Genomic DNA, 15,480 nt, shown 5'->3' with positions numbered 1-15,480 from the left:
AGTGACTCTGAGTTTTCTCGACTTTTTGATACGGCTTTACCTGCGTTAGGTCGCTTTAGAAGAACTTTATTTCATGGTTACAGCAAACCATTCTTAAATCCCTCTTACTCCACTGTCACGCTCTTCGCCAAGTTCCGTGGCTTGTCGACGTCATTGCCGCGAGCCAGGGAAGCGTAGTAAGCGAGCAATTGGAGCGGTACAACGGACAGCGCTGGTGTCAGCAGCGGCAGCGTCTTCGGAATGGACAGCGCTTGGTCCACCGACTTCAACAGGTCAGGCACATGCTCCTCGTGGGTGATGGCCATAACTTCTGCGCCGCGCGCTTTGACTTCCTTGATATTGCTGACGGTTTTCTCCAGCACCGATTCCTGAGTTGCCAGTGCGATTACTGGAACGCCTTCTTCAATCAGTGCCAGGGTACCGTGCTTCAACTCGCCGGCAGCGTACGCTTCAGAGTGAATATAGGAAATTTCCTTCAACTTCAGCGAACCTTCCTGCACGACGGAATAGTCGAGACCGCGACCGATGAAGAACAGATGCTCATTGCTCGCGATCTGCTCTGCATAAGCCTTCACCACATCGGCTTGAGCAAGCATGCTTTCCACTTGCTCTGGCAGCGACTGCATGGCCGCAATTACATGAGCTACTTGATCTTCGCTTTGCGTACCACGAACCTGAGCCATGTACAGGGCAAGCAGGTAGAAGGCAATCAACTGGGACGTATACGCCTTCGTCGAAGCGACGGCGATTTCCGGACCAGCAAGCGTAGCGATGACGTCGTCCGCATCGCGGGCAATCGAGCTGCCAACCACGTTGGTGATCGCCAGCACATGGGCACCATTCGCTTGTGCTTCACGCAGTGCAGCCAGCGTATCGGCCGTTTCGCCCGATTGACTGACCACGATCACGAGTGTATCTGGCGTAATCAACGGCGAGCGATAACGATATTCCGAAGCGACATCGGTCATCACCGGAATGCGTACGAGTTGCTCAATCGCTGTCCCGCCGACCAAACCAGCGTTATAGGCCGTACCGCAAGCAACGATATGAATCGCTCTCAGGCTGCGGATCTTCTCGTCCGTCAGTTTCAAGCCAGGCAACACGACTTTGCGACCGCTTTCGTCGATCCGACCCAGCATCGTGTCCCGGTAAGCCTTCGGCTGCTCGTGGATCTCTTTCAGCATGAAATGATCGAACCCACCTTTTTCTGCAGTGACAGCGTCCCAATCGACACGAATCATTTCCCGAGAAATAAAATTCCCTTCAATGGTCATCAGTTCGACAGAATCCTTGGTCAGTACCGCCATCTCGCCATCGTTCAAAATATAAACGTTCCGCGTATAATTCAACAACGCCGGGATGTCGGAGCCGATAAAGTTCTCTCCTTCGCCAAGACCAATGATCAATGGGCTAGCTTGACGCACAGCCACCAGTTTGTCAGGTTCGTACTCTGTCAGCACCCCAAGTGCAAATGCGCCGCGCATATAAGTGATCGCCTTCTGTACCGCCTTCACGATATCGCCTTGATACTCGCGAGCGACCAGATGGGAAATGACCTCCGTATCCGTTTCAGACACAAAGACATACCCTTGGCTGATCAGTTCTTCCTTCAATTCCAGATAATTTTCGACGATCCCGTTATGCACGACCGAGAATTTCTGGGTATGGTCGGTATGCGGATGAGAATTCACGTCAGACGGTTTGCCATGCGTAGCCCAGCGGGTGTGACCAATCCCGGCCGAACCCTTAAGTGGTGCATCCTCCAGTTTGGATTCCAGGTTTGCCAGACGGCCGAGCGATTTTGCAATCTTCAGACCATCCGACGTAAATACAGCAATACCTGCAGAGTCGTACCCGCGATACTCCAGCTTCTTTAAGCCTTCAAGCAACACCGACTGCGTATCCCGATTCCCAATGTATCCAACAATACCACACATAATAATTTATCCTCCGTTTCATTCTTACAAGATGGTTTTTTGGCCGTAAGAAATGAAGCACGGAAGAAGCCTTTCGCGGTACACCGAGACAGAACTATTCAATTGTAAAAAAATATATCCAATCAATCCTCACCAGATTGATCATCACTCTAACGTTACACAATTTTCATTCATTTTTTCACGAATGTCCAGATTGCTCCGTCTACCGCGGCTCTTTCCGCGTCACTTGCTTACGTACATTCATGAACGATCTATGAATGTGATTATCCATCTGCCCGCACGGTTTGTGGGAAAGGTCGCCCCTTCCTTTTGCCGATACGGTTACGGTGCGATGCAGCACCGGGAGGCCCCCGCCGAACATTCCGAACACCTCCACCTCGTCAACTTCGCTTTGCCGTTCGCTTGAACCGATATCACGCCTCAAGGCTTACCGTTGTCGCTGCAGGCCAGCCTTCCGCCCCTGCCTCTCAAACAACGTTCCCTTGATCACGCCGCTTTCCTAATCCGTCCAAACGAAACGCGCACAATGAAGTTCTGGCGCTTAAAAACCGGTAAACCTTACTACCCTCACTTTCTTTGCTCGAATATGCTTAATTATATGCACCTTCACACGATTTGGCAATGATCAACTTGTCCTGATTCGTCGAACCGTGCTTTTTACCCTTATGGCCTAGAAAAAAACGACACGTTCCTTTTTCCATCGGGTTATTCCCCTTGTGACCTTCATCCCCCCCTCCGCACACTTCTTTGCACCATTATCCCTCTCAGTCAGGTCAGGGCGATTTGATCTGGAAGAATACGCACCCGAAGGAGGCAATGAATGCCCTTAATTTGCAGTTGCCTGTCACCTTCCCAATCTGATGCAAAGGGATAATCATCAAAAAGAGAGCCCAACAGACACCCTCTCCCTAGCAAAAACCGCCAGACAGGCATCCTCACCCGTCCGGCGGTTCTCAACGTCCTAGAGATCCATGAGTTAAATAATCCGATCGTTACACTAACTGTTTCTCTACAACCTCTACAATTTGCGCAACCAGCTTCTCCAGCTCCGCTTTCTCCGGCCCTTCCGCCATAACACGGATCAGAGATTCCGTTCCCGACGGCCGAACCAGTACACGACCATTATCGCCCAATTCTTGCTCTACTTCCGCAATCGCTTCAGCAATCACCGCGTTCCCTGCGAACTTGCTCTTGTCTTGTACGCGAACGTTCACCAACACCTGCGGATATTGCTTCATGACCTTCTTCAGCTCGCTAAGCGGCTTGCCGGAAGCCAGCATCGTATCGACCAGTTGAATCGCCGTCAGAATACCGTCCCCCGTTGTATTGTAGTCAAGGAAAATCACGTGACCGGACTGCTCCCCGCCTAGATTATAGCCGCCGCGCAACATTTCCGCCATAACATAGCGGTCGCCCACTGCGGTTTGCTGAGTAGCCAGTCCCAATTTCTTGGCGGCTTTGTAGAAGCCAAAGTTACTCATTACCGTCGAAACAACGGTGCTGTCCTTCAGCTTGCCCGCTCTGTTCATCGCATCGCCGCAGATGCACAGGATATAGTCGCCGTCCACTTCTTGCCCCAGCTCGTCAATCGCAATCAACCGGTCCGCGTCGCCGTCAAAAGCAAGCCCGACATGCGCGCCAAGTCGAACGACTTCTTCCTTCAGCCGCTCTGGATGCGTGGAACCGCAGTGATCGTTAATGTTCAGGCCGTTAGGCTCAGCGGCCAGCGTATGCACTTCAGCTCCCAGCTCGCGGAATAATCTTGGTGCCAGCTCATAAGCCGCCCCGTTTGCGCAGTCCAGCACCACCTTCAGCCCTTTAAACGAGGAGTTGATCGTCGTTTTCAAATGTTCGAGGTACTTCAGCTTCGAATCATTGTCCACCGTCACGGTTCCCAAGTCGCCGCCAATTGGCCGCGGCAACTCGTCGACCGCTTTGTCGAGCAGTTCTTCGATCTGCAGCTCCGTTTCGTCCGACAACTTAAAGCCGTCACTGCCAAAGAACTTGATCCCGTTATCCTCTACCGGATTGTGGGATGCGGAAATCATGACTCCCGCGTCCGCTTTAAGCAAGCGGGTGAGATAAGCAACCGCAGGTGTCGTCACGACTCCAAGCCGAATCACATCGGCGCCAATCGACAACAACCCCGCCACCAACGCAGATTCCAGCATCACGCCGGAAATACGCGTGTCCATACCAATGACAACCTTCGGCTTAGGTACCTGGCCTGCAAGCACATAACCGCCGCAGCGACCGATCTGGTACGCCAATTCCGCTGTCAATTCTTTATTCGCAATTCCTCTTACGCCATCCGTTCCAAAATACTTCCCCATGATTTCACTCCTTCAATATTTGCCAGTGCCGCACCGTTCTCTCATCTCCCAGAAGGCGTCTGACCGGTCTATCATCGTTGTTGTCTGCTTGTGTTTATGTCACGTGCCGTTCCCTGAGGTCTCGTCCTCTGTCGCATTGCCTCCATCCTCCTGATGAGGTGGCGATCCATGCGAAGATCCATTACCGGACGGGCTTTGTGTACCGTCTGACTCCACAGGAACACCAGAGGTTGGGTTGCCTTTCTCCGTTAGCTCCACGTCCACGGACAAGGAAGTGTTCGGGTCGGCCAACGCCACGCCCTCAGGTAAATGAATCTCAATCGGGACCGTATGCGTCCCCGCCCCCAGATGTGCGAGATCAGCGGTCAACTGAACATTCTCCGGTTGGAGCGCGTCCAACACCGCGCTGGCCCCAATCACGTTCAGACTCAAGCTTGGTTCCGTTGGCCGAATCCATTTGACATCGTACATGGATCCGACATTTTTCAACGTGATTGGAATGTCGTCCAGCTGCTTCTGCCCCCCGGGCATCACATGCAATGTGATCGTGGCAGAGCTCGGCTCGATTTTCTCAAAACCTTCCGGAGGAGTCAAGTCCACCACGTATTTAGTCTCATTCGAACCGTTATAACGGCTCAGATCTACCGTCAGCGGATAGGAGGATATACCCTCCAACGCTTCCTTTGTACCGTATAGAACGACGCCCTCTACATCAACCTCTATATCAGTTAAGATATATCCAGATGGTAATTGTCCGGTTTTACGTATTTCAATGGGCACATTTTTGTATAGCTTATTGATGGGGATATCTACATCCACAGAACTAGGCGATATCTTCGCATTCTCCATAGGTATCCCTTGCTTATCATATGCTGTCAGTTTGACGCTTTTGCCTTTAACGGATTCCTTCAATCCCGTCACATCAACCGTGCCCTCGACTTTGCTCAGCTCTTGCGCCTCACTCGCAGGCAGGGTCACATCAACGGTGCCGCTCCCGGCAACAATAGGCGTCCCAAGTACTAATCCGTCGGCCGGTTCCCCTTTCGTGACGATGGTCACAGGAATCGTGCGGGTTTCCTTCGCTTCAATCGTCACCTTCACGATAGAAGGTTCCATGGAGACCAGTTGGACTCCAGGAGGAAGCTCATGGGTTAAAGGAAGGGTAAATGTCCCTGGTCCCAGATTTTCCAAATTTAGCCTCGCCTTATAATCTGAGAAATTCGTCGTCAAATCGATCCGTTTCCCCTTCACTTCCATACGCACGGTGCTGGGATCCAGATCGTATAAAACGTACTTGTCCTCGTCAAATCCGGTCACTTCTATTTTGACATTGTCGATATAACGCGACTGCGCCAAGGTCGTGGAGTCTACGGGAGTTCCGCTGTCCAAATGAACCATCGCCCACAACATGATACTAAACACTAGCGCAAGGACCTTAGCAAAATTGTTGTGAGTCAGCCATTTATCCATTTTTGCCGGCCTCCTTCCGTCTTCGGAACGGGCTGCGCTTGTCTTTGGTGCGCGAGTTCGGACCTAATTCCGCATACAGCTTGGAAATCAACGACTCCTCGTTAATGTCTCGGACGACCTGTCCGTCGATCGCAAGTGAAATTTGCCCCGTCTCCTCGGACACAACGATTGAGACCGCATCGCCGACCTCACTAATTCCGATCGCTGCCCGGTGTCTTGTACCCAACTCCTTACTGATGAATGGATTCTCCGACAACGGCAAATAACAGGCAGCCGCAGAGATCCGTTGGCCTTGAATAATCACGGCTCCATCATGGAGCGGGGTATTGGGGATAAAGATATTGATCAACAGCTGTGAAGAAATGATTGACTGCATCGGAATTCCCGATTCGGTATATTCATTTAACCCCGTATCGCGTTCAAACACGATTAGAGCCCCAATCTTTCTGCGCGATAAATAATTGACGGCTTTAATAATCTCACCGATCTGCTTGCCAAACTCTTCCTCGTCCGCGCTGTTCCGCCCAAACAGCTTACCTCGGCCAAGCTGCTCCAGTGCCCGTCGAAGCTCCGGTTGGAAAATAATGAAGATCGCCAGCACGCCAAACGTAAACATTTGGTTCATCAGCCATTTCAGCGTATACAAGTCGAACCAGGTACTGACGGCCCAAATAAACACCAGAACCAAAATCCCCTTGAGCAGCTGAACAGCCCGCGTTCCGCGGACAAGCAAAATCATGTGATATATTATATAGGTAACAATCAGGATATCGATGACATCCTTAATGGTATCCTGCCAAGTCAAATTCATAAAATAGTTCATGCTGCGACCCCCGGAAAGATCCTTGCGGACGTTTGGCCCGCCAACAAGGAACCAATATGTACAGCTTCATTCACGCCTGTCTCTTTAAGTTTCCCCTAAATACTAGGTTATAACGTTCACATGTCAGATGCAAGCGCCCAGCAAAAATAGGTTCATTTCGTAACGCTTACTAAATTTTACCTATAGATACAAAAATAAAAAAGCGCCGTTTCCCAAAGGAAAGGCGCCCAAAACATTCCATATCGCCTTACAATCACCTATAGGCGACTTCCGTAAACGTATTGATGATCCGGTACCAGATCCAGTCCAGCGCTTGATCGATCTGTTTCACTTCGCCTGAAATATGCGCCGTGGAGGCTTGGTAATAGGAGCCATCAATCACGGTGAGGTTGCCTTGAACTTCACCATAGATTTCGGCTTTCCCGTTCTCAATGGTCAAGTTCCCGGCAATGACAGCGTCACTTGGAACCGTGACCGTATCGCCTTGAATGATGACTTGATCCAGGCCCGCTCCTTTTACGACCAGCTGATCGTCGCTATCCCAAATCGATACCGCGCTGAACAACATCACCAGCAAGAACATCGCCGCCGCGGTCAACGCCGGATGGCGTTTGATCCACTGGATCCAGGCCTGCTGTTTGGGTTGACTTGGAATCTGACTGATGATCCGGTTCACCAGTTCGTCCGGAGCCGAGATGTTGCTATGTTGCTTGATGGTGGCAAACAACATCATTTCGGTCCGTTCCAATTCCCTGAATTCCTTGAGGCAATCCGGACACTCGTCGAGATGCTGCTTCAGCCGTTCGGCTTGGTCGCGGCTTAATTCGCCGTCCAGGTAATCATGCATCATAGATGAGGCATGTTTGCATTCCATATCAGCCAATCCTTTCAGTAGTATCAATCTATGCGAAATGCGGAAGGCACGGCTAAGATCATAGTCGTCCTACATCCTACCTTACAATACGTAATGGTACAGAATTCGTTTCAAAAAATAATTCCCCAGGCACAGCCCATATTTTAGAGCATTTTATGCTCCAGCTTTTTACGCAAAAATTCGCGTCCGCGGTGAACCCGCGTCTTCACCGTAGTCACCGGCATATCCAAAACCTCGCTGATTTCTTGCAGAGAAAGTTCCTGCAAATAACGGAGCACGATCACCGACTTATATTTAGCAGGCAAGCCTTCGATCGCTTGATGAATCGTTTGCTGCGTTTCGGACAGCAAGTATTCCGTTTCCGGTGTCCGTTCATCCCCAGGAATCAGAGTGTATCCGTCCAAGCCATCCTGATCGTTCATCTCTGCGTCCAGGTAATAACTTGGTTTCCGCTTACGCAGTCGGTCAATACACAAGTTCGTCGCAATCCGGTAAATCCAGGTTGAGAACTTCTGTTTATCGTCGTAGCGGTTCCAGTTTTTATGTACCCTTAAGAACGTCTCCTGCACAACATCTTCCGCTTCGTGCCGGTTAGACAGCATCCGGTATCCGAGATGATATAGCTTATCCTTATATAAATCAACAAGTTCAGCGAAGGCTCCCTGGTCCCCTTTCCGGGCCAGCTTCACCAGTCTTGCATCGAAATGTTCCACCACCATATTTTCCCCCAAATCGGTTGGAAGGGCTCAGGTACTTGTACCCTGCCTGTCCGGCTATTCGTCCCTTTGGCTAAGGCAAATGCAAGAGGTCGTTCTCGATCCGAATCCTGACCATTGCATCCTTGAAAGGGTACTTCCAGTCGTCGGCACTTCATTCAAATGTTAAAGCAACTTATCCCAAAATGCAATACATCCAGCTAAGTCAACAGCAAAAAAGCCGGACCTTCTTTAAGAAGGTCTGGCTTAGCATGGCTATATGGACCAATAAAGGATCAGCCCGTATTCCGGAGTCCAGCAGCAATCCCGTTAATCGTAAGCAGCACTTCACGTAACAGTTCAGCATCATCCTGCCCTTGTTCACGCGCAGACCGCAATTCCGTTAACAACTGCACCTGTAAATAGCTCAGGGGATCCACATAAGGATTACGTAAACGGATCGATTCTTGCAGGCCTGGGAGATTGTCAAAGATTTCTGAAATCCCGCAAATCTTCAGCACCATTTCCCGCGTCAAATGGAATTCCTCTTCAATTTTCCCCAGGATCCGCTCTCTCACAGTATCATCCTTGCACATTTGGGCGTATTCCTTCGCGATGACGAGGTCTGCTTTACTCAACGCAAATTGCAAGGTATCGATCACCGTACGGAAGAACGAGAAGTTCTGATACATATCCTGAAGAACCTTGAGGTTTTCTTCATTATTTTGATAGAAATGATATAGGCCGGTTCCAGCTGCATACCAAGCCGGGAACAAATACCGGCTTTGCGTCCAGGCAAATACCCAAGGGATCGCCCGCAAATCCTCAAACCGATCACTGTTCTTCCGCTTGGATGGACGGGAGCCGATATTCAGCTCCCCCACCTCAACCAATGGCGTAGACTCACGGAAGAACTTCAAGAAATCCGGATCGCGGAAGACCAGGTCCTGATATTTATGAAGCGATGTCTCGGAAATCCCGCTCATGATCTCTTCCCAGCGTTGTTCTTCTGCGCTTGGTCCTTGGTCTTGATGCAGCTTCGCTTGAATCGCTGCGGTGATCAGCGCCGAAGTCGCTTGCTCCAAGCTGCGGTACGCAATACCACGCAAGGAGTAGCGTGACGAAATCACTTCGCCTTGCTCCGTGATCTTGATACCGCCGCCGATGGTTTCCGGCGGTTGCACGAGGATGCTGCGGTTAAGCGGCATACCGCCACGACCCAGCGCGCCCCCACGACCGTGGAAAAATTTCAGCTTCACGCCAAACTCATTGGCCGCCGCCGTAATTTGCTTCAAGGCAACGCGTAGCTCCCAGTTGGCTGTAACTACGCCGCCGTCTTTATTACTATCGGAGTAGCCGAGCATAATCTCCTGAAGATCGTTCATCGCCGCCACCGACTCGCGGTAAATCGGCATGCTGAACAGCTGCCGCATAATACCTGGTGCGGCATGCAGATCGTCAATCGTTTCAAACAGCGGAACCGATTGAAGCGTACAGACGACGGTGCCGTCTGCTTCCTTACGGAACAAGCCTACTTCTTTCGCGAAGACCATGACCTCGAGGATATCGCTGGCCGCCTCTGTCATACTAATCAGGTAACTGGTGATACACTGTGTGCCGTATTCTTTTTGTGCCAGATACACCGTACGATATACATCCAGACATTCTTTGGTGCTTTCCGAATAATCCTGATATGGAGAAGTTAATGGACGCGGGTCGTTTAACAACCGTTCCAGCAGTTGAATCTTCTCTTGCTCCTCCAGTTCGGCATAATTCTCCACAATATTCATTTTCGCCAAAATTTCCGTCATGGCGTTCTCATGCTCTTTACTGTGCTGACGGATATCCAGCGTCGCGGTATGGAAGCCAAACAACTCCGCTTGACGAATCAGCTTCTTAATATGCGTATCTGCGACATAGTCTGCGTAGTGATGACGCAAGCTGCGGTCGATGATCTTCAAATCCTGGATAAAAGCCTCTACGTTTGGATAACGCTCTGGCGTATCCTTTGTGTTATCGTCCAGAACATTGTGCAGCTTCTCCGTCATATACGTCAGCTTAACGCGGTAAGGTTCTTTCTCGTTGTTCCATTGCGGCGTTTTGCGCAACGTCACCTGCAGGCGATCCCGCTGAATGGAAGCCATCAGCTCGTCCGTAACGTCCACGATCGAGGTGCTGAAGCTAAGATGCTTGAACAAATCGGACAAAATCCGCTGATATTCGCGCACCGCCAGTTTACGTTGCATCCGCAGCGTCTCCCAGGTCACGTCAGAGGTTACCGAAGGATTCCCGTCCCGGTCACCGCCGATCCAAGACCCGAAGCGTAAGTACGTTGGGACGTGCCAGTAATGCTCTGGATAGTACTTCGTCAGGCAGCGTTCCAGTTCTTGATAAACCTCAGGCAGCACGTGGAATAAGGTTTCGTGAAAATAATACATCCCATTTCGCACCTCATCCAGCACTGTTGGTTTACGATCACGCAGTTCATCGGTCTGCCAAAGGGTAATGACCTCGTTAAGCAGCTTCTCCCGCAACTGCTCCCGTTCGCGGAAGGTCAGCGTAGGGTTATCCAACTGCATGACATCGTCAGCGATCCGTTTGTGGATGTCCAGAATCGCACGGCGCATCGCTTCCGTTGGATGGGCAGTCATGACCAGCTCCAGAGACATGCCGTTTAGGAGTTCCTGAGCTTCGCTATAACTAAAGCCCTGTTCCTTTAAATCGCGGACAGCAGCCTCGATCGTACCGCTCTGAACCTCTTCCCCCGCAGAACGCTCATAATCGCGTTTCCGGCGAATGCGGTGGTTCTGCTCCGCGATATTGACTAATTGAAAATAGATCGCAAATGCACGGATCACCTGATGACGGATGCCGGGTTCTAAAGAATTGATCATTCCCTTAAACTCTTCATGTAACTCCGGTAAAAATACAGCCCGCAGGGATTTACTGGCTTCACGTATCTTCTCGACAATATCCAAGAGCTCATTGCCGCCCTGATGCACCAGGACCTCTCCTAGAATATTGCCCAAAAAACGAATGTCGCGCCGAAGCAGGTTATTCGAGTTGCCTTTACCTGCGGTAACCGTTAACTCTGTCATGTTTCTCCCCCTTTTCATCCCAATGCTGCATACTCTATTCAGCATGGTCATGATCTTTGTCGGTTAGACCTAATGACGTGCGCCACGCGTTTCCTAACATCATACAACAATCTGCCCTGAAAATCTTCACTTAATTTGTAAGAAATTCTTGGACACCATGACTGCAGATTCAATTCCGTTTTGCAACTTTACTTACCTTAACACGGTAAAGCAGTAAAACGCAAGGGTATAACAGGTCGATAGAAAACTTTTATACCCAGAGGAAGGCCGCAATGGTAATAAGGATAAGATTATAACAAAAAACATCATCTTATCCGATGATGTTGCTGTTATGTATGGAGCGGGTGATGGGAATCGAACCCACGCTACCAGCTTGGAAGGCTGGAGTTCTACCATTGAACTACACCCGCACCTTAAAGAGATGGTCGGGATGACACGATTCGAACATGCGACCCCCTGGTCCCAAACCAGGTGCTCTACCAAGCTGAGCTACATCCCGTCATTAAGGTGAAATATGAAATTGAAAAAGTGGCGCGCCCTAAGAGATTCGAACTCCTGACCTTTTGATTCGTAGTCAAACGCTCTATCCAGCTGAGCTAAGGGCGCGTATTAAGATGGAGCGGACGACGGGAATCGAACCCGCGACCCTCGCCTTGGCAAGGCGATGCTCTACCGCTGAGCCACGTCCGCGCATAGATGGTGCGCGTGGAGGGACTTGAACCCCCACGTCAAAGACGCTAGATCCTAAGTCTAGTGCGTCTGCCAATTCCGCCACACGCGCAAGGAATACTGGTGAGCCATGAAGGACTCGAACCTTCGACACCCTGATTAAAAGTCAGGTGCTCTACCAACTGAGCTAATGGCTCTTACTAAGAAAGATGGCTGGGGATATAGGATTCGAACCTATGCATGACGGAGTCAAAGTCCGTTGCCTTACCGCTTGGCTAATCCCCAATATTTATGGTGGAGGCTGAGGGGATCGAACCCCCGACCCTCTGCTTGTAAGGCAGATGCTCTCCCAGCTGAGCTAAGCCTCCATATATCTGGGACTACTTAAGAAAGAAGATGGTGACCCGTAGGGGATTCGAACCCCTGTTACCTCCGTGAAAGGGAGGTGTCTTAACCCCTTGACCAACGGGCCATATGTAGAGAAGCTCTCAACCGGGATCGAACCGGTGACCTCATCCTTACCATGGATGCACTCTACCTACTGAGCTATGAGAGCAAATTTTTGGGGTCCCCAGAAAGTAATCGGAATATGCTTCGAAGCAAATCGTCACTTTCTGGGGATTTGACTCCCCGAACAGGACTCGAACCTGTGACAACTCGATTAACAGTCGAGTGCTCTACCGACTGAGCTATCGGGGAACATTGCTTGGCAGCGTCCTACTCTCCCAGGACCCTTCGGTCCAAGTACCATCGGCGCTGGAGGGCTTAACGGTCGTGTTCGGGATGGGAACGAGTGGAACCCCTCCGCCATTGCCACCAAACATGATTTTTGCGCTGCTTTTACTTCCACGCTTTCCGCTTCAGCAAAAGATCATACCTTAGAACAGGCATGCAGCTAAAAAACGCTGCGAGAAAAGATCAAACCTTTCTCACTCAGGCGCTTGATCACCTGAAAACTGGATACGAAACTCAACTGCATTTTAGAGTTTTTTGGATAAGCCCTCGACCGATTAGTACCTGTCAGCTCCATGCATTGCTGCACTTCCACCTCAGGCCTATCAACCTTGTCGTCTTCAAGGGGTCTTACATACTGGGAAATCTCATCTTGAGGGGGGCTTCACGCTTAGATGCTTTCAGCGCTTATCCCGTCCGCACTTAGCTACCCAGCTGTGCTCCTGGCGGAACAACTGGTGCACCAGCGGTGCGTCCATCCCGGTCCTCTCGTACTAAGGACAGCTCCTCTCAAATTTCCTACGCCCACGACAGATAGGGACCGAACTGTCTCACGACGTTCTGAACCCAGCTCGCGTACCGCTTTAATGGGCGAACAGCCCAACCCTTGGGACCTACTTCAGCCCCAGGATGCGATGAGCCGACATCGAGGTGCCAAACCTCCCCGTCGATGTGGACTCTTGGGGGAGATAAGCCTGTTATCCCCAGGGTAGCTTTTATCCGTTGAGCGATGGCCCTTCCATGCGGTACCACCGGATCACTAAGCCCGACTTTCGTCCCTGCTCGACTTGTCAGTCTCGCAGTCAAGCTCCCTTTTGCCTTTGCACTCTTCGAATGATTTCCAACCATTCTGAGGGAACCTTGGGGCGCCTCCGTTACTCTTTAGGAGGCGACCGCCCCAGTCAAACTGCCCACCTGACACTGTCCCCGTACCGGTTCACGGTACCAGGTTAGAACTCCGATACGATCAGGGTGGTATCCCAACGGCGCCTCCACCGAAGCTGGCGCTCCGGCTTCCTAGGCTCCCACCTATCCTGTACAAATCGTATCAAAGTCCAATATCAAGCTGCAGTAAAGCTCCATGGGGTCTTTCCGTCTTGTCGCGGGTAACCTGCATCTTCACAGGTATTAAAATTTCACCGGATCTCTCGTTGAGACAGCGCCCAAGTCGTTACGCCATTCGTGCGGGTCAGAATTTACCTGACAAGGAATTTCGCTACCTTAGGACCGTTATAGTTACGGCCGCCGTTTACTGGGGCTTCGGTTCACAGCTTCGGGATTTCTCCCTAACCGCTCCCCTTAACCTTCCAGCACCGGGCAGGCGTCAGCCCGTATACTTCGCCTTGCGGCTTCGCACAGACCTGTGTTTTTGCTAAACAGTCGCTTGGGCCTTTTCACTGCGGCCCCCTCGGGCTATTCACCCTACCGAGGCACCCCTTCTCCCGAAGTTACGGGGTCATTTTGCCGAGTTCCTTAACGAGAGTTCTTCCGCGCGCCTTAGAATTCTCTTCTCGCCTACCTGTGTCGGTTTGCGGTACGGGCACCTTCTCCTGGCTAGAGGCTTTTCTTGGCAGTGTGAGATCATGACCTTCGGTACTGTAAATTTTCCCTCCCCATCACAGCCTAGCCTTAACGATGTGCGGATTTGCCTACACACCAGCCTCACTGCTTGGACGAGCATCCATCAGCTCGCGTCACTACCCTACTGCGTCACCCCATCGCTCATAACGGATTACGGTGGTACAGGAATTTCTACCTGTTGTCCTTCGACTACGCCTTTCGGCCTCGCCTTAGGTCCCGACTTACCCTGAGCGGACGAACCTTCCTCAGGAACCCTTAGGCTTTCGGCGGATCAGATTCTCACTGATCTTTTCGTTACTCATACCGGCATTCTCACTTGTGTACACTCCAGCGCTCCTTCCGGTACACCTTCAACGCGCACACAACGCTCCCCTACCCCTGATGCAAAGCATCAAGCCATAGCTTCGGTGGTGTGTTTAGCCCCGTTACATTTTCGGCGCAGAGTCACTCGACCAGTGAGCTATTACGCACTCTTTAAATGGTGGCTGCTTCTAAGCCAACATCCTGGTTGTCTGTGCAACTCCACATCCTTTCCCACTTAACACACACTTGGGGACCTTAGCTGATGGTCTGGGCTGTTTCCCTTTTGACAATGGATCTTAGCACTCACTGTCTGACTCCCGGTTATTCAGTCTATGGCATTCGGAGTTTGACTGAGCTTGGTAACCCTTGGCGGGCCCCGCACCCAATCAGTGCTCTACCTCCACGACTGTCCCACCGAGGCTAGCCCTAAAGCTATTTCGGGGAGAACCAGCTATCTCCGAGTTCGATTGGAATTTCTCCGCTACCCCCACCTCATCCCCGCACTTTTCAACGTACGTGGGTTCGGGCCTCCAGTGCGTGTTACCGCACCTTCACCCTGGACAGGGGTAGATCACACGGTTTCGGGTCTACGCCTACAAACTTATTCGCCCTATTCAGACTCGCTTTCGCTGCGGCTCCGGCTTCTCACCTTAACCTTGCTTGCAAACGTAACTCGCCGGTTCATTCTACAAAAGGCACGCCATCACCCATAAAGAGGGCTCTGACTTCTTGTAAGCACACGGTTTCAGGTTCTCTTTCACTCCCCTTCCGGGGTGCTTTTCACCTTTCCCTCACGGTACTGCTTCACTATCGGTCGCTAGGGAGTATTTAGCCTTACCAGATGGTCCTGGCAGATTCATACGGGGTTTCACGTGCCCCGCACTACTCGGGAGTCGTCTGCGGAGGGTCCACATTTTCGATTACAGGGCTTTTACCTTCTTTGGCGGGCCTTTCCAGACCTCTTC

The 15,480-nt window shown here is 51.2% G+C and carries 8 protein-coding genes, 11 tRNA genes and 2 rRNA genes (1 of these 21 only partly in view); all 21 read right to left on the bottom strand.

All coding sequences use genetic code 11. The features are described from left to right. Positions 1-104 precede the first annotated feature (104 nt). Positions 105-1,937, bottom strand: coding sequence for a glutamine--fructose-6-phosphate transaminase (isomerizing) (gene glmS / locus C812_RS00475; protein WP_016310741.1), 1,833 nt, complete (start codon positions 1,935-1,937; stop codon positions 105-107). Positions 1,938-2,139: 202 nt separating this feature from the next. Next, positions 2,140-2,361 carry a hypothetical protein gene (locus C812_RS22460; RefSeq protein WP_167669284.1) on the bottom strand — a complete coding sequence of 74 codons (222 nt, stop codon included), beginning with the start codon at positions 2,359-2,361 and terminating at the stop codon, positions 2,140-2,142. 568 nt (positions 2,362-2,929) lie between these two features. Continuing rightward, complete coding sequence (glmM, locus tag C812_RS00470; protein ID WP_016310739.1) at positions 2,930-4,270, bottom strand: phosphoglucosamine mutase; 1,341 nt, start codon at positions 4,268-4,270, stop codon at positions 2,930-2,932. Between the two features lie 99 nt (positions 4,271-4,369). Further along, positions 4,370-5,740 carry a CdaR family protein gene (locus C812_RS00465; RefSeq protein ID WP_016310738.1) on the bottom strand — a complete coding sequence of 457 codons (1,371 nt, stop codon included), beginning with the start codon at positions 5,738-5,740 and terminating at the stop codon, positions 4,370-4,372. After that, positions 5,733-6,563 (bottom strand): diadenylate cyclase CdaA, encoded by an 831-nt coding sequence (cdaA, locus tag C812_RS00460; protein WP_016310737.1) that lies wholly within the window; start codon positions 6,561-6,563, stop codon positions 5,733-5,735. The genes C812_RS00465 and cdaA overlap by 8 nt, the downstream gene beginning before the upstream one ends. A 253-nt stretch (positions 6,564-6,816) precedes the next feature. Further along, complete coding sequence (locus tag C812_RS00455; RefSeq protein ID WP_016310736.1) at positions 6,817-7,437, bottom strand: zf-HC2 domain-containing protein; 621 nt, start codon at positions 7,435-7,437, stop codon at positions 6,817-6,819. A 143-nt stretch (positions 7,438-7,580) separates the two neighbouring features. Then, positions 7,581-8,156, bottom strand: coding sequence for an RNA polymerase sigma factor SigW (gene sigW / locus C812_RS00450; protein WP_016310735.1), 576 nt, complete (start codon positions 8,154-8,156; stop codon positions 7,581-7,583). Between the two features lie 272 nt (positions 8,157-8,428). Continuing rightward, entirely contained in the window at positions 8,429-11,230 is a 2,802-nt protein-coding gene (gene ppc / locus C812_RS00445; protein ID WP_016310734.1) for a phosphoenolpyruvate carboxylase, read from the bottom strand. Positions 11,231-11,566: 336 nt separating this feature from the next. Then, positions 11,567-11,640, bottom strand: a tRNA-Gly gene (locus C812_RS00440). A gap of 12 nt (positions 11,641-11,652) precedes the next feature. Continuing rightward, positions 11,653-11,729, bottom strand: a tRNA-Pro gene (locus C812_RS00435). A gap of 30 nt (positions 11,730-11,759) precedes the next feature. Next, positions 11,760-11,836 (bottom strand) — tRNA-Arg (locus C812_RS00430). Positions 11,837-11,845: 9 nt separating this feature from the next. After that, positions 11,846-11,920 (bottom strand) — tRNA-Gly (locus C812_RS00425). A 7-nt stretch (positions 11,921-11,927) separates the two neighbouring features. Then, positions 11,928-12,011 (bottom strand) — tRNA-Leu (locus tag C812_RS00420). 9 nt (positions 12,012-12,020) lie between these two features. Beyond that, a tRNA-Lys gene (locus tag C812_RS00415) sits at positions 12,021-12,096 on the bottom strand. A 13-nt stretch (positions 12,097-12,109) separates the two neighbouring features. Beyond that, a tRNA-Gln gene (locus C812_RS00410) sits at positions 12,110-12,184 on the bottom strand. Between the two features lie 7 nt (positions 12,185-12,191). Further along, a tRNA-Val gene (locus tag C812_RS00405) sits at positions 12,192-12,267 on the bottom strand. A gap of 29 nt (positions 12,268-12,296) precedes the next feature. Then, positions 12,297-12,371, bottom strand: a tRNA-Glu gene (locus C812_RS00400). Between the two features lie 11 nt (positions 12,372-12,382). Continuing rightward, a tRNA-Thr gene (locus C812_RS00395) sits at positions 12,383-12,455 on the bottom strand. Positions 12,456-12,525: 70 nt separating this feature from the next. After that, positions 12,526-12,598: transfer RNA gene (locus tag C812_RS00390), tRNA-Asn, on the bottom strand. A gap of 5 nt (positions 12,599-12,603) precedes the next feature. Continuing rightward, positions 12,604-12,720, bottom strand: a 5S ribosomal RNA gene (gene rrf, locus C812_RS00385). Between the two features lie 169 nt (positions 12,721-12,889). After that, positions 12,890-15,480, bottom strand: a 23S ribosomal RNA gene (locus C812_RS23025); it runs 181 nt beyond the window's last position.

Source organism: Paenibacillus barengoltzii G22, from assembly GCF_000403375.2.
GTDB classification, from domain to species: Bacteria; Bacillota; Bacilli; order Paenibacillales; family Paenibacillaceae; genus Fontibacillus; species Fontibacillus barengoltzii.
This window is presented reverse-complemented; position numbering and strand designations above follow the sequence as displayed.